The following is a 20,995-nucleotide window of genomic DNA, read 5'->3' as shown; positions in this document are numbered from 1 at the left end:
TTCAATACGATCATTCAGAATGCAAATGAAAAAGTCTTAGAGTACCTATTCGTTTGATTGGTCTTGACCTAAAAAGAAACAAATACAGCAACTGGTATGTTATGATATCAAATGTGAAACTACTGATAGATCCTAGTTGACTTAAATGATGACAAGAACCGGTGACGCTTCGTTATGACGTTGCCGGTTTTTTACACTTTATTTCTCTATTCTATAGGAATAAGCAGAGAAAAGAGACGACAGATGGGATTATGGGTTTTGAGCGTTTACCCACCAGCTTTCATGAGAACTAACAAAAATAAAGCTAACTTTCAATTGAACAATAAAATTATTTTAAAGGCAAAGGGCGTTCATATTCTAGATACTGTAACAGTTTCAGAAGATAACAATGGGGCAGCTTATTTCAGCAGTCACATCAAGATAGAATTATTACTGGAGAGTTATTAAATGGAGGGGTTTAGAGATGGCTACTTTATTACAACAACAAGTAAAACTAGAGATAGAGAAAAAGAGAAATGAACTATATGATTTTTGTAAGCAGTATGGATTTCTTCATTCTAATACCATTCAATGTAGCCAAGAGTTAGATCAGCTAATAAATCAGTTATTTAAAAGCTTTACGGCTTTGAGGGAAGAGCGGTATGAGTACTTAATAATTTAGATACTGATAAACTGATCTTGTAGTACTTGGCACCAATTCTTATTCATACTAATGGTCAAATGTCCTTTATATTTAGCGATTAGATGTAAACTAAAGCATCATCTCATGTATTGTCAATTGTGTACTGCACACGTGGAGTGTGTGGCGCAATTGATTTTAATGTTGTAACCACAAGGAGTCGAGCACTACGGGGGGCAATTGCATATATTGTGCGAGATCATTAGCACTCATTTCTTCATTTAAACGCTTTTATATAATCGATTTCAATTTATGAAGAGTAGCTACACTGAGAGAGGTTTTATCTCTTATGGATTTTAGTTCTTCTGATATGTAAGAAAAAGAAATTTGTTCTTCTTGTTCAAGTAAACCGGCGATTCTCTTATCATCTGAGCAAACTACCCATGAATCTTTTCCTCACTTTCTACTTTGTAATAAAGCGTTCCATACATTAATTTCAGCCTCATATGCTGAATGACCAATACCAATTCCACAAGTCTCTACTTCTTCATTCAGTCCGCTATATTTATCGATCTCTGCTTTCAGTGTAAAGTTGTTGGTGATATCTTGCAAAAAACCTCTTGTAGAAAAAACATATATCGCCCTGGACCAATTGTAAGATAGAATCCTTAAATTTTATTTGAATATGTACACAATTTATTCATATATTTGAGTTCAATTTCACGAAGTATATTCGTTGTAAATGCTGTATTTGCCAAGTCTGGAAAAAATGAAATTAGCAATAGGGATTTAGTCATAATCTTAAATACTGAGAACAAAGTAAAAGTAAAAAGCTCTATCATTATGTTGAAGGGAAAAGAAAACGTACTAACAACACAATCTTTTATCAATATAATCCAAAAAGTTTGGAAAAGCGTTTAACGATATTCTTTTAAATGTAATCTAACATCGTTATTAGTATGGGGGTAACATAATGACTGGTGTAACAGGAGCCAAAAGGTCCATTTTAAGCCCTAGTGATGTCTCTATTTTATTATAAATGAAGGACTCTACTTTTAAGTAGTATGCTTTACTCTAGTCCAAAAACATTATAATAACTGCTATGAATCTCTAACTCTCTAACTTTTAGATATATTGTTACGATTATTTTTAATGATAAATGATCGGTATGGTAAACAAATTTTGTTTAAATAGAAGCTCGGAAAACTCCTTAATAGGACATGTAAAATATCTGAATAAAATCGTGTAACATGACTATCGACTTATTAGGAGGAGGGTCCTTATCGGATCTTTTGGCACAGCTGCATCCATTTTTTTAGTGGTGTTGAACATCAATAAAATAATGTTATGGTTTCAATAAAATTTCATGATTTTACAATATTCGAGTAAAAACTTAAAGTTTTGATATAAGATGCAGCAGCCGGGAAAACGATCTGAAGCAACTTTAATGCGCTGAAGATTCTGAATCTTTAGAAAGGATAATCTATTACTATTCATTTATACAGCTAGAAACTACATAACTGTGATACAGAATCGGTAATTGGTTTAGGAGCTGCCAATCTCAAAACATATTTTTATAACTTAATAGTTTCAAGCAGTGAAGGGGAAGGAGGTTAAAGGATTAGTTAGGTAAATTTAATCTAAATATGGAGGTATAAACATGGTAAAAATACCCAAAAAATTACTTACATTGTCGACAGCTTTATTACTAACTATTAGTTCATTTGCTGCACCAGCTGGAAATTATGTTAAGGCTTATGCAAAGGACAATATTGAGTCAAGCAATAACCAAGAAGCTAAAGAGGTAATAGCGAATAAAATAAGTCCAGAGCTTAAAAAAGAATTTGCAAATAAGTCTCAAGCTACCTTTCTTGTAAAATTTAAGGATCAGGTAGATACAGTAAAGGTTGCTAATGATGTTAAAGCTAAGAATAAGCAACTATCAAATGTAAAAAAAGAGTTAGTAGTTCGTTCATCAATCGTTTCTGAATTAAGAATTAAATCAGATTCATCACAGACAAATTTGAAGAATTATATTAAAAAAGAAAAGCTTAAAGGAAATGTAAAGGATTATGAGTCGTTTTATATAGTAAATGGTATGGCAGTTACAGGAACAGAGGAAGTTATGAAAAACATAGCGGCCATGCCTGAGGTTGAAAGTATAAGTCCTAATGGCATTACAAAGTTAATTGAGCCTGCAAAAACTACTGAAGTTCAAGTTCAAGCGACTAATAATGTAGAATGGGGCGTCGAAAAAATTGGAGCGCCTGATGTTTGGAGTCTAGGAATAGATGGAACAGGGATAGTTGTTGGTAGCATAGATACAGGAGTTCAGTGGGATCACCCTGCATTAAAGACAAAATATAGAGGATATGACCCAGCTAATCCAGATAATCCAAATAATGAATACAATTGGTTTGATGCAACTGAAGCTAACGGTTCAACACCATACGATGATCTTGGTCATGGAACCCATACAGTTGGTACGATGGTTGGTTCAGAACCAAATGGTACAAATAAAATAGGTGTTGCGCCAGGAGCAAAGTGGATAGCTGTTAAGGCATTTACAAAAGATGGTGGAACAGATGAAGATTTAATAGAAGCAGGTGAATGGATGCTTGCTCCTAAAGATAAAAATGGCGTACCACATCCAGAAATGGCTCCTGATGTAGTTAATAACTCATGGGGAGGAAGTCCTGGAATAAATGATTGGTATAAAACTGTTGTAACAAATTGGAGAGCAGCAAATATATTCCCGGAATTTTCAGCAGGAAATACAACTCTTTACAATCCCGGTGGACCTGGATCAGTTGCTAATCCTGCAAACTATCAAGAATCCTTTGCAACAGGAGCAACTGACATAAACAACAAATTAGCCAATTTCTCATTAAGGGGACCATCACCATATGGTGGAATACTTAAGCCTGATATTTCAGCACCTGGAGTTAATATAAGATCATCAGTTCCAGGAGGTAAATATGAGGGGGGATGGAATGGAACCTCGATGGCAGGTCCACATACATCAGGACTTGTAGCATTATTACTTCAAGCCAATTCATCTTTAACAGTAAGTGATATTGAAAGAATAATAAAGGAAACAGCAACTCCTTGTACTAACTATGATTATCCTGAAACCCCTAACAATGGATATGGATATGGTGTGATTAATGCACTTAAGGCTGTAACATCAGTTATGCCAGGAATTTCTGATATTAAAGGCCAAGTATCAGAAGATGCCGAGGATACAGTTCCGCCAACTTTTAATCATATACCTGTTAAAGAGGCAGACGTAGGATTTGAACAAAAATTAAAAATAGATGTACAGGATAATATAAGCGTTAAGACAGTTGAGCTTCAATATAGAAATAATCCATCGGATGAGTGGACAACAGTTGCAGCTGAAAGGCAGAGTGGAGACATCCAGTCAGGAAGCTATGAAGCGATAATTCCAGCAGATAGAGTAGTGGCAGGATCAAATCTATCTTACAGATGGAGAATAGTTGACTTTGGAAAGAACGAGGTTACAAGTGATATCTATACAATACTTGTTAACTCTCAAGTAGGATACTTTAATGATTTTGAAACAGATATAACAGGATGGGAAATAGTCGGAGCTCCTAAATGGCAGTGGGGAAAACCAACGACAGGACCTATGGCAGCAGCTTCGGGAGAAAAGGTTTTTGCTACTAATCTTGAAGGAACGTATTCAGAAAATCAAGTAATGGGATTGATATCGCCTAAAATTGTCTTGCCGAAAGAACATGCTTATTTGCAGTTTAAAAATTGGTATGATCTAGAAGAAAATAATGCCATTGCAAAAGTTGGTGTTCAAATTGACGGCAATGATTATTTTACGAGTGTAGCAAAATATGCAGGCACTAAGACAGGAGGATATTCAAATGAAGAAATAGATATAAGCGAATATGCAGGAAAGAAAGTAAGTATCTTTTTTGTATTTATGTCTGGTACCTCCACCTCCAATAATCATCAGGGATGGTTTATAGATGATGTGAATTTAACAGATAAATCTGCAGCACTAGGTAATACATCAGTTTTAAGCAATGGCCCTGAAGAACAAATTAGATTAAAAGATCTACCTGCAGCATCAGATGGCAGATCAGTTTTAAGCAACAGCCCAAAACAACAAGTAAAAAATTCAGTGCAGGCAAACACTGAGATGGCAAGACTTCCATTATCAGCCACAGTGACTATTGTTGAAAATGGTCGTTCAACAAAAACAAATCCGCAAGACGGATCATATAGTTTTAAGGTGAAAGAAGGAGCGTATACATTAAGAGCTGAAAAGTATGGGTACTATCCACAGGATAAGAAGGTTCAAGTAGCAGCTAACCAAGTTCTTGAAAATACAAACATTACATTGGCTCCAATACCTAAGAGAACATTAACAGGTAAAATCACTAATGCGCAAACAGGAAAACCTGTGAAAAACGCTAAACTTTACTTAATCGAGGATGCAGCAGTAGCACCAGTTACAACTGATGCAGAGGGTAATTACTCAATAACTGCATATGAAGGTAAATATACAGTACAGGTTATAGCTGAGGACTACTTTGATGAGAAAGTTACCGTAGATATTACGGGTAAGGAAAATGTTACACATGATATTCAGCAAAAACCGTTTATAAATTATTCAGGAGAGATCGGCTATGATGATGGAACAGCAGAAGATACAGTAGCTCAATTTCAACCGGGAGGCGGCTATGCAGTAAGAATGTCACTTCCGGAGGGAGAGACTAGAGCAATAGTAACCTCTGGATTATTTATGTTTGGTACAAAATGGCCAACACCAGGTGGAACTACATTTAAGGTGGCAGTTTATGATACAAGTGGAAAGGATGGCGCTCCTGGAAAAATGATAGCAGGTCCGTTTAATGCAACTACTCCTAGGGAGGAAGGAAAATGGACAGTCGTTGATTTATCCGCAAAGCGAATAGTTGTAACAGGCGATTATTATATGGTTTTAATACAGGATCAGCCTTCTTTGTTATCTCCAGGAATATCACTGGATAAAACTACAGTACCAACAGGAAGATCATGGTGGTTTGAAAAAGATGGTCCATTCACTTTAGCGAGTAAAGAGTATGGAAACATAATGATTAGATCAACAGTTAAGCTTGAAGCACTAGCTCCAGTTATAACATCACCAGTAGACAACCCATATGTAAATAATGAAAAAGTAACAATAAAAGGTATGGCGGCTCCAGGAATGGACGTTCATATATTTAGCAAAGATGAAGATATAGCAAATGGAAAGACAAATGCTGATGGAAGCTTCTCAATTGACGCTGTACTTCAAGAGGGAGTTAATATTCTAAAGGCAAAAACTATAACAGAACTCGGTTCTACTCCTTATTCGAAGGAAATAAAGGTCATAGTAGACAAAGCAGCACCAGTTTTAGAAATTACAAGCCCACAAAATAACGCAAATATAAATGATCAGGTTATAACTGTAACAGGAACAGCCAAAGATGATTATTTAGATTATGTTGATGTTAATGGAACAAGGCCAGACATAGATTCAAATGGAAATTGGACAGTAAAGCTTATGTCCAAGGAAGGGAAAAATATAATAAATGTTGTTGCTAGAGACAAAGCAGGAAATGAAACTGCTAAGAGCATAACAGTTAATGTAAAATACCCAATACGTGAAATTAAAAATATAATGCCATCGAGTGATGTAATATTAAAGGCAGATCAAACATTAAAGGTTGGGTTCGACAGTGAGCCTGGATTAAAAAAGGCAGTATTTACAATTAACGCTCCGATTAATGGCATAACAAGCGCAGCATCTGTGCCAACTGCAAGTTTAAGCAACTTTGAAGTAGTTATGACCGAAGTAAAGGATGCAAATGGAAATGGCACTGGACACTATGAGGGATACTGGAAAGCAACTAACAAGCTTACATTAAACGGTGCACAAATAGTGGTAAAAGTAGAAGATATGAATGGAAATTCATTAAGTTCCAAGGCAGCAGGAAAGCTATATATCGATTCAATTAAACCACTTATATATGGTACGACAGATAAGAAATTAAATATTAATTCAAAGTTTGAACCAATGGCTGGAGTATCTGCAGTAGATAATGTAGATGGTGATTTAACTAAATCCATTAGAGTAACAGGTATTGTAGATACTAAGAAAAAAGGTTCTTACGTACTTACTTACACGGTGAGCGATAAGTTTGGGAATGTAACAACAGTTAAAAGAACGATCACAGTGATTGATAATATTAAACCTGTGATTTACGGTGCAGGTAACAAAACAATTAATATCAATACTAAATTCAATCCACTAAAAGATGTAACTGCTAAAGATAATGTGGATGGATCTTTAACAAAACTTATCAAAGTAACGGGAACAGTAAATACAAAGAAAATCGGAACATACACATTAACATATTCGGTTACTGATTCTTCCGGTAATAAAAAGGTTAATACAAGAAAAATCACTGTAAAAGACAATATTAAACCTGTCATTTATGGTGCAAAATCGAAAACAATTAAAGTAAAGTCTAAATTCAATGCAAGGGCAGGCGTTACTGCAAAAGATAATGTAGACGGAGATTTAACAAAAGTAATTAAAATTACTGGAACTGTAAATACAAAGAAAAAAGGTACTTATACGTTAAAGTATGTAGTTGCTGATAAAACTGGGAACAAAACTACGGTTCTAAGAAAAATCACTGTTAAATAAATTGAGTCATAAAATAAGTAGCATTGCTAAATTTTTAACTAGGCTTTATTAATACTTTTAGTTTCATATTTAATTTTGATTTACACTATATGAAAAAGGACCTTTTTATAAGGTCCTTCCAGCTTGTAGACAAATAAGCTGCTTTCATCTTGTTAGCAATCTCTTAATTTATCCTATTCAACTATGAATCATACTTTATGATATTTCTTAACATTTGTAACTTAATGAAAACGTTACTAGCTGTAAGTTTGAATGGAATGAAATAACTTAATTGATGAACTGTTGTAAGGATCATCTCAAAACCTATTTTATAAGTTAATGAATTCAAGCAGTTAAGGGAAAGGATTATTTATGTAAATTCAATCTAAATATTGGGGGATAAACATGATAAAAATCACCAAGAAATTGAGTGCATTGTCGACAGCTTTATTACTTACAGTAAGTTCATTTGCTGCACCAGCTGGAAATTATGTTAAGGCTTATGCAAAGGACAATATTGGGACAAGCTATAACGCTAAAGAGGTAATAGAGAATAAAATAAGTCCAGAACTTGAAAAAGAATTTGCAAATAACTCTCAAACTACCTTTCTTGTAAAATTTAAGGATCAGGTAGATACAGTAAAGGTTGCTAATGATGTTAAAGCTAAGAATAAGCAACTATCAAATGTAAAAAAAGAGTTAGTAGTTCGTTCATCAATCGTTTCTGAATTAAGAATTAAATCAGATTCATCACAGACAAATTTGAAGAATTATATTAAAAAAGAAAAGCTTAAAGGAAATGTAAAGGATTATGAGTCATTTTATATAGTAAATGGTATGGCAGTTACAGCAACAGAGGAAGTTATGAGAAACATAGCGGCTATGCCTGAGGTTGAAAGTATAAGACCTAATGGCATTACAAAGTTAATTGAGCCTGCAAAAACTACTGAAGTTCAAGTTCAAGCGACTAATAATGTAGAATGGGGCATTGAAAAAATTGGAGCGCCTGATGTTTGGGGTCTGGGAATAGATGGAACAGGAATAGTTGTTGGTAGCATAGATACAGGAGTTCAGTGGGATCACCCTGCATTAAAGACAAAATATAGAGGATATGACCCAGCTAATCCAGATAATCCAAATAATGAATACAATTGGTTTGATGCAACTGAAAATAACGGTTCAACACCATACGATGATCTTGGTCATGGAACCCATACAGTTGGTACGATGGTTGGTTCAGAACCAAATGGTACAAATAAAATAGGTGTTGCGCCAGGAGCAAAGTGGATAGCTGTTAAGGCATTTACAAAAGATGGTGGAACAGATGAAGATTTAATAGAAGCAGGTGAATGGATGCTTGCTCCTAAAGATAAAAATGGCGTACCACATCCAGAAATGGCTCCTAATGTAGTTAATAACTCATGGGGAGGCGGTCCTGAAGTAAATGATTGGTATAAAACGATTGTAACAAATTGGAGAGCAGCAAATATATTCCCGGAATTTTCAGCAGGAAATACAACTCAATACAATCCTGGTGGGCCGGGATCAGTTGCTAATCCTGCAAACTATCAAGAATCCTTTGCAACAGGGGCAACTGACATAAACAACAACTTAGCCAATTTCTCATTAAGGGGACCATCACCATATGGTGGAATACTTAAGCCTGATATTTCAGCACCTGGAGTTAATATAAGATCATCAGTTCCAGGAGGTAAATATGAGGGGGGATGGAATGGAACCTCGATGGCAGGTCCACATACATCAGGACTTGTAGCATTATTACTTCAAGCCAATTCATCTTTAACAGTTAGTGAGATTGAAAGAATAATAAAGGAAACAGCAACTCCTAGTACTAACTCTGAATATCCTGAAACCCCTAACAATGGATATGGATATGGTGTGATTAATGCATTTAAGGCAGTAACATCAGTTATGACAGGACTTGCTGAAATTAAAGGCCAAGTATCAGAAGAAAACACTGAGAAAGAAAGACTTCCATTATCAGCCACAGTGACTATTGTTGAAAATGGTCGTTCAACAAAAACAAATCCGCAAGACGGGTCATATAGTTTTAAGGTAAAAGAAGGAGAGTATACATTAAGAGCTGAACAGTATGGGTACTATCCACATGATCAGAAGGTTCAAGTAGCAGCTAACCAAGTTCTTGAAAATACAAACATTACATTGGCTCCAATACCTAAGAGAACATTAACAGGTAAAATCACTAATGCGCAAACAGGAAAACCTGTGAAAAACGCTAAAGTTTACTTAATCGAGGATGCAGCAGTAGCACCAGTTACAACTGATGCAGACGGTAATTATTCAATAACTGGATATGAAGGCAAATATACAGTTCAAGTTACAGCAGAGAACTATTTTGATGAGAAATTTACTGTAGATATTACGGGTAATGAAAATGTCTCACATGATCTTCAACTAAAACCATTTATAAATTTTCCAGGAGAGATCGGCTATGATGATGGAACAGCAGAATATTCAGTGGGTCAATGGGAAGCTGGAGGTGGCTTTGCAGTAAGAATGTCACTTCCGGAGGGAGAGACCACAGGAATAGTAACCTCTGGATTATTTATGCTTGATACAACATATGGAAAAACATTTAAGGTGGCAGTTTATGATGCAAGTGGAAAGGATGGCGCCCCTGGAAAAATGATAGCAGGGCCGTTTAATGCAACTGCTTCTAAGGAGATAGGGAAATGGACAGTCGTTGATTTATCCGCGCAGCAAATAGTTGTAACAGGCGATTTTTATATGGTTTTAATACAGGATCAGATGGCTCCTCAAAGCCCAGCAATTGCATTGGATAAAACGACAGTACCAACAAGAAGATCATGGGTGTTTGTAAAAGACGGTCCATTCACTATAGCAAGTAAAGATTATGGAAACGTAATGATTAGATCAACAGTTAAGCTTGAAGCACTAGCTCCAGTTATAACATCACCAGTGGACAACCTATATGTAAATAATGAAAAAGTAACAATAAAAGGTATGGCAGCTCCAGGAATGGACGTTCATATATTTAGCGGTGATAAAGATATAGCAAATGGAAAGACAAATGATGATGGAAGCTTCTCAATTGATGCTGTACTTCAAGAGGGAGTTAATATACTAAAGGCTAAAACGATAACAGAAATCGGATCTACTCTTTATTCGAAGGAAACAAAGGTTATAGTAGACAAGACAGCACCAGTTTTAGAAATATCAAGTCCACAAAATAACGCATATATGAATAGTCAATTAATAACTGTAACAGGAACAGTTAAAGATGATCTAGATTATGTTGATGTAAACGGAACAAAGGTAGATATAGATTCAAATGGAAACTGGACAGCAAAGCTTATATCCAAGGAAGGTAAAAATGTAATAAATGTTGTTGCTAGAGATAAGGCAGGAAATGAAACTGCTAAGAGCATTACAGTTAATGTAAAATATTCAATAAGTGAAATTAAAAATATCATGCCATCGAGTGATGTAATATTAAAGGCAGATCAAACATTAAAGGTTGGATTCGACAGTGAGCCTGGATTAAAAAAGGCAGTATTTACAATTAACGCTCCGATTAATGGCATAACAAGTGCAGCATTTGTGCCAACTGCAAGTTTAAGCAACTTTGAAGTAGTTATGACCGAAGTAAAGGATGCAAAAGGAAATGGTACTGGACACTATGAGGGCTACTGGAAAGCAACTAACAAGCTTATATTAAACGGTGCACAAATAGTGGTAAAAGTAGAAGATATGTATGGAAATTCATTAAGTTCCACGGCAGCAGGAAAGCTATATGTAGTATATAGCAAACCAATTCCTAAGCCTGTTCCAGACAAAACAGCACCGAGTATTCCTTTGGTAAGTAAGGTGACATATACAGGAATATCTGGAAAAGCTGAGATAGGTTCCAACGTATACGCTAAAGCAGGCAAAGTAATCATAGGTTCCTCAGTTGTAAACAGCAAAGGAATTTATTCTATTACCTTCAAAAGTCAAAAAGTAGGAACAATCATTAATGTATACGCAGTAGACAAATCGGGGAATGTTGGAGCGGCAAAAAAGGTAGTAATAAAAGACATAACACCACCAGCAATTCCTTCTGTTAAAAGTATAACTAATACAAAAGTAACAGGGAAAGCCGAACCGGGTGCTAAAGTTTATGTGAAAAAGGGAAAAGTAATCATTGGTTCTAGTACTGCTAACAGTAAAGGAATTTATACCGTTTCTTATAAAAAACAAAAAGTGGGAACAGTCCTTTACGTTTATGCAAAAGATAAGGCAGGGAATACAGGTAAAGCGAAAAAAGTTGTAGTGAAAAAATAAATTAGGTTCAATACAATCATTCAGAATGCAAATGAAAAGCCTTAGAGTACTCCATTCGTTTGATTGGTCTTGACAAAAAAATAAGCAAGTACAGCAACTGGTATGTTATGACATCAAATGTGAAACTACTGATAGATCCTAGTTGACTTAAATGATGACAAGAACCGGTGACGCTTCATTATGACGTTGCCGGTTTTTTACACTTTATTTCTCTATTCTATAGGAATAAGCAGAGAAAAGAGACTACAGATAGGATTATGGGTTTTTAGCGTTTACCCACCAGAATTCATGAGAACTAGATACTGTAACAGTTTCAGAAGCTAACAATGGGCAGCTTATTTCAGCAGTCACATCAAGATAGAATTCTTACTGAAGAGTTATTAAATGGAGGGGTTTAGGGATGTCTACTTTATTACAACTACAAGCAAAACTAGAGATAGAGAAAAAGAGAAATCAATTATATGATTTTTGTAAGCAGTATGGATTTCTTCATTCTAATACCATTCAATGTAGCCAAGAGTTAGATCAGCTAATAAATCAGTTATTTAAAAGCTTTACGGCTTTGAGGGAAGAGCGGTATGAGTACTTAATAATTTAGATACCGATAAACTGATCTTGTAGTACTTGGCACCAATTTGTATTCATATTAATGGTCAGATGTCCTTTATATTTAGTGATTAGATGTAAACTAAAGCATCATCTCATGTATTGTCAATTACGTACTTCACATGTAGAGTGTGTGGCAGAGCTTGTTTTAAAAACTAAATAATACAAAATAAAAGGCAGCGGAAATTAGTACGTTGCCTTTTTCTTCTTTTAAGAGATTTGCCAAACTGAAGTGCTTTAGGGTCAGTTTTTTAGTTTTTCAGATTCAAAAGTTTTTATTCCTTCCATTCTTTCAAAATTCATCCCCCTAGCTCCAAAAAGTTTAATCTTCATAAATAATAAATAAGATTTAGGGAATATTTACCACTATGGACTATTTTTCGAGTTACATAGGAGGTTTATATGATACTTAGTAATGAACAATTAAAAGAAAGAGGACGTGAGTTTGCTTTAACTCAGGAAATTTTTGTGAACAATTTTTTAATTGTTCGTTATTGGCCAGGATTTCGAAAAGATATGGCTAATCTACATACGTTTGCAGAAAAACTGAGTAACAATAAAGTGAATTGTAGGCAACCAGCGGAAGACTGGCTACTAGATCACATTAATTTTATAGAGACTCAAGCTCAAGAAGTGTTAAGTAAGCTGCCACGTGAAACACTACATAAACTACCAAAGTTAAATTCTACTGGGATGCCAAGAATATATGCACTTTGCAATGATTACTTAGAGCATGTGGGTGGTCGATATGAGGCCAACTCATTTGAAGGGTATATAAAAGCCTACCAAGAGGTATCTGTTCTAAAAGATCTAGAATGCTGGGCTTTGCCAAGTGCTATGCGAGTTACTTTAATACGCCGTTTGTCTGGAGCGATGGTTGAAGTACAACGTCGTCACGAAATATGTGATTCTATTACTTCAATTCTTGAAAAAATAACAAAGTTATCAGACGATAAAATTCGAATTTTATTGGATAGAGAAGCAAGTAAAAAACCGTTTGGTCCAATTGAAATTGTACATTTAGTGAGACATTTGAGCGAATTGGAAGCGAATATGCATATTGTTCATGACTGGCTTGCAGCTCACATAGAGAATAGTGAATCAAGCCTTGAGCAGATTGTTTCGTTTGAGAACCAATTGCAAGCAGACTTGCAAGTAAGTTGCGGGAATTTAGTTCAAAGCTTGCATAAGTTAGAGCGACAGCCATGGAGATTAACATTTACAAAAATTTCACATCTAGAACAATTTTTACTTTCTGATTCATCAACTATCGATTATAAAAGTTTAGATTTAGACAGTCGAGACATAATTCGTGGACGTGTTGCAGAGATTGCAAACCAGTTAAAAGTACCAGAAATGTTAGTAGCTGAGACAGCACTACATCTGGCAAAATCGAAAATAGTAGAGCCGGATCAAACAAATGTAATGCCGAGAAAGGCTTATATTGATTATTATTTGTTTGATGCCCAAGGAAACATAGAAATACGTAAAGCACTTTTGAAGAAAACTAGACCACGTATTCTTCCACAAATATCTTTACGAAAACGACCATTGTATTTGTATTTATCAACTGTAGCTTTATTGTTTATTGGAATATTGGTTCTCTCTGGTGGATGGATAACAGCTGGGGGATTCTTTCGACCTTTATCGTGGATAGCGATAATAGTAGCTCTTGTATTACCTGTTAGTGAGTGGGCTATAACGATTGCCCATAAATTAATTTGTCGATATAGTCGCACTGTAAAACTTTTAAGGTTTGATTATTCAGAAGAACTTCCGGAAGATGCTAGTACAATGGTCGTTATTCCAGTTATATGGTCAAACACCAAAGATGTAGATGAAGTAGTGGATCGACTTTTAGTTCATTATCTTGCAAATCGTCAAAATAATATTTATTTCGGTATTTTAGGTGATTTTACAGATGCGTTGACTGAATCAAAAGCTGAAGATCATGAACTATTGACATATGTTACTTCAAGGATCGATGCATTGTGTAAGGAATATGGGGAAAATAAATTTTTCTTATTTCACAGATCCCGACTTTACAATCCAACAGACAATCTTTATATGGGATGGGAGAGGAAACGTGGAAAAATAGTAGAGTTTGTTGAGTTATTGACTGGTGGTGATAACTCTAGTTTTACAACAATTCATGGAGATAAAGATATATTAAGGAAGATTCGATATGTATTTACAATAGACCAAGATACCCAATTACCAATTGGAGTTGTTGGCCGAATGGCTGGGACCATTCATTACCCGTATAATCGACCACGATTAAATGCAGATGAAACACGCGTAATTGAAGGTTTCGGATTATTACAACCACGAGTAGGCGTGAGTTTTGACTCAACACAAAAGTCACGCTTTACTTCTTTATGGGCAGGGGAGCCAGGAATTGACCCGTATTCTTTTGCCGTATCAAACGTATATCAAGATTTGTTTGGTCATGCAATTTTTGTGGGTAAAGGTATTTTTGATGTAGAATCATTTCAAAAAACCTTGGTAAATCGGATACCGGATAATCATGTACTTAGTCATGATCTATTAGAGGGTGGGTTTCTTCGAGCAGGACTAACTTCTGATATTGAAGTTGTTGAGTCGTATCCGAGTTCCTTTTATTCATTCCAACATCGAGAGCATAGATGGATCCGAGGAGATTGGCAACTTATAAAATGGTTAGGAAAAAATTGTGTAGATCGTAATGGTGAGAATAAACGAGTTGATTTATGTGGTTTAACACGTTGGCACATTATTGATAATTTGCGCCGTAGTCTACTTGCACCAGCTCTTTTACTAATTGCCTTACTAGGATTTAGTGTATTACCGGGTAAAGCTTGGGTTTGGGAAACAATCGTACTTTTAACTGTTTTTCTTCCCTTTCTTTTTTCACTTTTACAAGGTGCAATTGGGAGAGGAAGCATTCGTGCAATAAAGATTAATTTTATGCAGAATCTGATTAAATTTGTAACATTGCCGTTTACATCGGTTCTTGTAGTAGATGCTACTTTACGAACTCTTTACCGGCTATACATTAGCCGACGTAATTTGCTAGAGTGGGTCACATTTGCTCAGACTAGTAACAATCCTGCTACAAAAAGAGTCTTTATGTACGAGTCTATTGGATATGCAGTAATTATATTGTTTGGTCTATTGGCATGGTTTTCCAAAGGTACTTTAAATTACATATTTGGTACTGTGGAACTAATTATGTGGTTTTTAGCAAGGCCAATCATACAGCAATTAAATCGACCGTTAAAAGTTGAAAGTAGAGTTTGGTTGGATAAAGCACGTGCTGAATTAAAGGAATTAGCATTTCAAATTTGGTCGTTCTATGAAAAATATGTTACATCAGAAGAATCTTGGTTACCACCTGATAATATACAGTATCTATCAAATGAAACCGTTGCCCATCGAACATCGCCAACAAATATTGGACTATATTTAACTTGTGTTGTAGCCGCTCGTGATTTAGATTTTATTGATACATCTAAAATGCTTGATCGAATCGAATTATCGATGAAAACCATTTCTAATATGGAAAAATGGAATGGACATCTGCTTAACTGGTATGATACATGCTCTGCAAAGCCGCTTTCTCCTCGATATGTTTCCACTGTTGATTCAGGAAACTTTATTGCTTATATGATGGTAGTAAGACAGGGACTAATAGAATGGAAAAAAAGAGAAGAAGAATTTCAATCTCGTATTGAAAATATTATTATTGAAATTAATCAACTCATTGAACTAACAGATTTCAGATGCCTATATAACAATGATGAACGCTTGTTTAGCCTTGGTTATCACGTTGACTCAAATCATAAAGATACGATTCTATACGATTTACTTGCTTCAGAAGCTAGGCAAGCTAGTTTCGTAGGGATTGCACTTGGTCAGATTCCTGTTTCTCACTGGTTTACACTTGCTCGTACTATGACAATTTTTAATAAGAAAAAGACACTATTGTCTTGGTCGGGAACAATGTTTGAGTACATGATGCCAAGCTTGATTATGAGGACATTTAAAAATACCATTTGGGAATCAACTTATCGAGGAGCTATTTATCGTCAACGTCAATATGCAGATAAATATCAACTCCCGTTTGGTATATCAGAAAGCGGATATTACGCGTTTGATTATCAATTAAATTATCAATATCGTGCATTCGGTGTTCCAGGGCTTGGACTTGAACGAGGTTTAGAGCGAAACCTGGTGTTAGCACCTTATGCAACCATTATGGCTATTCCATATGCAGGTGATGATGCTCTTTTGGCACTTCAAAAATTTAAAGAATATGGTGCAAAAGGTGAATATGGCTTTTATGAAGCTGTTGATTTTACAAAAGCTAGAATGCCTAAGGGGCAAGATTATAAAGTAATACAAAGCTTTATGGCACATCATCAAGGTATGAGCATGTTAACCCTTGTCAATTTATTGACTGATGATATTATGGTAAACCGATTCCATCATGATCCACGAGTTTGTGCAGCGGACTTGCTACTCCAAGAAAGAGTGCCAGTAAAAGCCGCATTAATTGAAAAACCAATAGGAATTGATGCAAAAGCTCCTGAATTTGATGGTAATTTGGATGACACTGAACGTACATTTACTGGACCGAGCTCCATTCCAGAGGTTAATGTTTTGTCAAATGGACAATTAACTAGTGTAAACGCAAACGATGGCACAGGCATGATTTTATGGAATGGGTTAGCTGTCACAAGATGGAAAGAAGATCCTGTATCAGGAACTTCTGGGCCAATTATTTTTATTCATGATGTCAACTCTGAAGAAACTTGGAGTACATCAGGTTTCCCGTATGAGACAACGATGGATATGAAAACACAATTTCGTTTTGACAAAACTACTTATGAAGGAACGAAAGAAGGGATATCTTATAAACTTGATTTGACGATATCTTCTGAGATTGACGCAGAAATACGACGACTTCAGATAGTTAACAACAGTAGTGAAAATCGTACATTAGAAGTAACATCTTTCTTAGAGTTAGCGCTAGCAAGTCAGTCTGCAGATAGTGCACACCCAGCATTTAGTAAGCTTTTTATTGAAACTAGCTTCGATAAAAATGCACAATGTTTGCTAGCTAAGCGTCGTCCACGAGAGGATGAGGAGGATGAAATCTGGGCAGTTCACACAATTTTTGTAGATGGACGTGAGAAAGGCGATTACGAATTTGAAACAGATCGGGCAGAATTTATAGGTCGTGGTAATACTCTTGAAACACCAAAAGGTATTTACTCACATCTAAAAGGATCAACTGGTTCCGTTGTTGACCCGGCGTTTTCAATGAGGCGCTCATTACAATTGGGAACTAATGAGACCGCTACTATTTATTTTGTTACTGGTGTTACAAAAAGTCATGAACAAGCGCTTGAAATAGTACAGCGCTTTAGTGATTCTAAACAAGTTGATCGAGCATTCCACTTGGCTTGGGTACGATCACAAATTGATCTTAGACAGATGAATTTAACACCTAAGCAAGCTACTGATGCAAACATTTTAGCGGGAAGACTTCTATTTAACCCACCGTTAACAAAAATTCGTAGTGAGGCAATTTCACACAATAAATTGGGACAATCTTCCTTATGGCCTCTAGGTATTAGTGGGGACACGCCAATTATTTTAGTTTCCATCAAAAAAGAGTCTGATTTGTCCTTTGTTACTCTTTTAGCTTGTCAGCATCAATATTTAGTGAAGATGGGGTTAGCTATTGATTTAGTGGTATTAGATGAGACAATTGGCAATTATCAAGATCAGTTCATGAGGACTTTAAATGAAAATCTTATTTCTCGTGGAATCTATCACATGAATCGAATTGTTGTATTGAAGTCAACCCAGTTGTCAGAGGATGAAAGAAATTTACTCTTAGCTGTTGCCCGAGTAGTATTGAAAGCAGGAGGGCCAAGTTTACGTGCACAATTACGTCTATTAGAAAAATATTTACATCCAATACGGAAAATCAAGGTTTCAAAACAAATACACCACGAGAAGCGAGCGATTAGTATCCCTGGTGGTGAATTTTTTAATGGTAGGGGTAGTTTTATCGATGATGGCCATGCGTATCAAATGATTGTAAAAAACGGAGAGCATTTACCTAGACCATGGAGTAATGTAATTTCTAATCCAAGATTTGGATGCTTATTAACTGAATTAGGTACTGGATATAGTTGGTGGCGAAATTCCCGTGAATGTAAACTTACGCCTTGGAATAATGATCCGGTCCTCGATCCTCCTGGTGAATGTCTTTATATAAGAGATCTTGGAACAAATCAAGTTTGGTCAGCTACTCAAAAACCTGCGGGTGGTGATCGAACATATAAGGTTATACATGGTAGGGGATATAGTAGTTTCGAACAACTTGATGGAGATGTAGTTTCTACTATGGATACAACAGTTCCGTTAGATGATCCTTTGAAAATTATTAGACTTCGATTATTTAATAAAAGTGATAAATTAAAGAAGATAGCCATAACGTATTATGCTGAATGGGTTCTAGGGGTACTTAGAGAGGCTCAAGCACCATTCATTGTTACAGAATGGAATTTAGATAATAGTACACTACTTGCACAAAACAAGTACCAAGAAAAGTTTCGTGACGCGATTGGTTTTATACATATTGCGCTTCCAGAAACGATAGCGAATTCTCATCAGACGTATTCTTGGACGAGTGACCGTACAGAATTTATTGGGCGGGGCAATACATTAGAGTGTCCAACAGCATTATTAGAAGAAGCACTTAACAAGAAAACTGGTGTGTTTTCAAATTCTTGTGGGGCCGTACAAACTGTTATCGAACTTCCAGCTAACGAAGAAGTGACGATTAGCATATTGCTTGGTTGTGCAGCTTCCAAACAAGAAGCATGTTCACTAGTACAGCAATACGGAAGGCCTTCTGCGTATGAAGAAACATTTTCAAACGTTAAAAAGTACTGGGAGAGTACTCTTGGACAAGTGAAAGTTAAAACACCTGATCGAGCGATGGATATAATGATGAATGGGTGGCTTCTGTACCAAGCACTTAGTTGTCGATTATGGGCTCGCACTGCTTTTTATCAGGCAGGAGGCGCATTTGGTTATAGGGATCAATTGCAAGATTCACTAGCCTTTTTACATGTAGATTCGACAATATTAAAAAACCAAATACTTATAAACGCAGCGCATCAGTACCTTGAAGGTGATGTTCAACATTGGTGGCATGAAGAAACTCACAAAGGAATTCGAACGATGTTTTCTGACGATTTACTGTGGCTACCATATGCTGTTTCACGTTATATAGAACAGACAGAAGACCTAGAAATTCTCCAACAAGAGGTACCATTTTTGTATAGTGAAGTGCTAAAAGAAGGAGAATTGGAGCGCTATGAGGATACTGTTGTGTCTGATGAGAAGGGGTCAGTTCTAGAACATTGTCTACGCGCGATTAAACATTCTTTGAAGTTTGGTGAACATGGTATTCCATTAATGGGAATAGGTGACTGGAATGATGGAATGAGTCGGATTGGTGCTAAGGGACGTGGGGAAAGTGTGTGGCTAGGTTGGTTTTTATTAGATATTTTAAAGAGGTTTTTGAAATTTGAAGAGGGTATCCTTTCACAAGATATCGTAAAGCAATTTGAACATGAAGTAGCTCAATTGGAAATAAACATGAATAAAAATGCTTGGGATGGTACTTGGTTCCGTCGTGCATTTACTGACGCAGGAACATGGCTTGGCTCAATGGAGAATATAGAGTGCCGAATTGATGCTATCGCCCAGTCTTGGTCAGTTATTGCTAACGGGACACCAATCGATCGTCAGGAAAGAGCAATGCGCTCATTTGATCGTGAACTTGTAGATCGAGATTTGAATCTGGCACGTTTACTAACAAAAGCATTTGATAAAACATATCCAAGTCCGGGGTATATACAAGGCTACCCACCTGGAATTCGAGAAAATGGTGGGCAATATACTCATGGAGTTATTTGGGGAATTGTTGCTTGGGCAATCTTAAATCGTCGTGATAAGGCATTTGATCTGTTCTCTATTTTAAACCCAATCTCTCATACAAAAAATATTCGTGATATTAAAACATATGGAAATGAACCATATGTAATGTCGGCCGATGTCTACACAGCAAATCCACATGAAGGACGTGGAGGTTGGTCATGGTATACAGGTGCTTCTGGTTGGATGTACCAAGCAGGTCTAGAATATATTTTGGGAATCAAGTGTAGAGGAAACCGTCTATATATACAACCTTGTGTTCCTATAGAGTGGGACTCATTTAGTATTGATTACAGATATGGTAATTCGGTCTATTCAATTGAGGTTTTTTGTGGCCAAAACCAAGATGAATCAACATGGTTAGTTGATGGAAAAAAACAAGAAAATAGCGAGTACTTATTGCTCGAAAATGATGGGGAAAATCATCAAGTAGTAGTTTATGTAGGAATACAATATTCTAAAGTAATATAATTGTATGTAAAAAAGGAGTGCATTTTTTGCACTCCTTTTTAGTTGTTTAAAATTTATAAGTAGATTTGTTTTTAAAATAAAATGGGTAACTCGAATGGATGAGGGTCGGTTCATTAGTGTGAATGATTTTATAGGGTATGTGAGGATATATAATAAAAATTGATATAGAGATATGATAACGCATACTGCACATGTTGAGAGTGTGGCAGAGCTTGTTTTAAAATAATAAACCTTTTCTAAAATCAGAATAGACAACTGACAAAAGGCACAAACAGGGG

Annotated in this window: 7 protein-coding genes and 1 pseudogene; 7 read left to right on the top strand and 1 reads right to left on the bottom strand. The window is 35.9% G+C overall.

What is annotated here, in order from left to right:
• Positions 1 to 243 precede the first annotated feature (243 nt).
• Positions 244 to 447 carry a hypothetical protein gene (locus AB1282_RS03215; protein WP_429898430.1) on the top strand — a complete coding sequence of 68 codons (204 nt, stop codon included), beginning with the start codon at positions 244 to 246 and terminating at the stop codon, positions 445 to 447.
• Between the two features lie 16 nt (positions 448 to 463).
• A complete protein-coding gene (locus AB1282_RS03210; RefSeq protein WP_429898429.1) occupies positions 464 to 661 on the top strand; it encodes an aspartyl-phosphate phosphatase Spo0E family protein in 198 nt (65 codons plus the stop codon).
• A 414-nt stretch (positions 662 to 1,075) separates the two neighbouring features.
• Here AB1282_RS03210 and AB1282_RS03205 read toward each other — a convergent pair whose 3' ends face one another.
• On the bottom strand, positions 1,076 to 1,231 hold the full coding sequence (locus AB1282_RS03205) for a hypothetical protein (protein ID WP_156339568.1): 156 nt from the start codon (positions 1,229 to 1,231) through the stop codon (positions 1,076 to 1,078).
• 1,048 nt (positions 1,232 to 2,279) lie between these two features.
• Here AB1282_RS03205 and AB1282_RS03200 point away from each other — a divergent pair.
• From AB1282_RS03200 to AB1282_RS03180, 5 genes and pseudogenes are all read left to right on the top strand, one after another.
• Positions 2,280 to 7,334, top strand: coding sequence for a S8 family serine peptidase (locus tag AB1282_RS03200; protein WP_429898428.1), 5,055 nt, complete (start codon positions 2,280 to 2,282; stop codon positions 7,332 to 7,334).
• Positions 7,335 to 7,718: 384 nt separating this feature from the next.
• Positions 7,719 to 9,488, top strand: a pseudogene (locus tag AB1282_RS03195) (S8 family serine peptidase); the annotation flags it as partial.
• A 9-nt stretch (positions 9,489 to 9,497) separates the two neighbouring features.
• Positions 9,498 to 11,639: an Ig-like domain-containing protein gene (locus AB1282_RS03190; protein ID WP_429901050.1), complete on the top strand. Its 2,142-nt coding sequence runs from the start codon at positions 9,498 to 9,500 to the stop codon at positions 11,637 to 11,639.
• Between the two features lie 400 nt (positions 11,640 to 12,039).
• Complete coding sequence (locus AB1282_RS03185; RefSeq protein WP_429898427.1) at positions 12,040 to 12,237, top strand: aspartyl-phosphate phosphatase Spo0E family protein; 198 nt, start codon at positions 12,040 to 12,042, stop codon at positions 12,235 to 12,237.
• A 410-nt stretch (positions 12,238 to 12,647) separates the two neighbouring features.
• Entirely contained in the window at positions 12,648 to 20,717 is an 8,070-nt protein-coding gene (locus AB1282_RS03180) for a GH36-type glycosyl hydrolase domain-containing protein (protein ID WP_429898426.1), read from the top strand.
• The last annotated feature ends 278 nt before the right edge of the window (positions 20,718 to 20,995 follow it).

It is taken from the genome of Gottfriedia sp. S16(2024), assembly GCF_050473765.1.
Taxonomy (GTDB): Bacteria; Bacillota; Bacilli; order Bacillales; family Bacillaceae_G; genus Gottfriedia.
The sequence above is the reverse complement of the archived record's forward strand: the minus strand, read 5'-3'. Positions and strand labels throughout refer to the sequence as shown.

What these genes read in the sequence shown, in the direction of transcription:
- AB1282_RS03210 (WP_429898429.1), top strand. Translation starts at nt 464, where the DNA reads ATGGCTACTTTATTACAACAACAAGTAAAACTAGAGATAGAGAAAAAG.
- AB1282_RS03185 (WP_429898427.1), top strand. Translation starts at nt 12,040, where the DNA reads ATGTCTACTTTATTACAACTACAAGCAAAACTAGAGATAGAGAAAAAG.
- AB1282_RS03200 (WP_429898428.1), top strand. Translation starts at nt 2,280, where the DNA reads ATGGTAAAAATACCCAAAAAATTACTTACATTGTCGACAGCTTTATTA.
- AB1282_RS03215 (WP_429898430.1), top strand. Translation starts at nt 244, where the DNA reads ATGGGATTATGGGTTTTGAGCGTTTACCCACCAGCTTTCATGAGAACT.
- AB1282_RS03180 (WP_429898426.1), top strand. Translation starts at nt 12,648, where the DNA reads ATGATACTTAGTAATGAACAATTAAAAGAAAGAGGACGTGAGTTTGCT.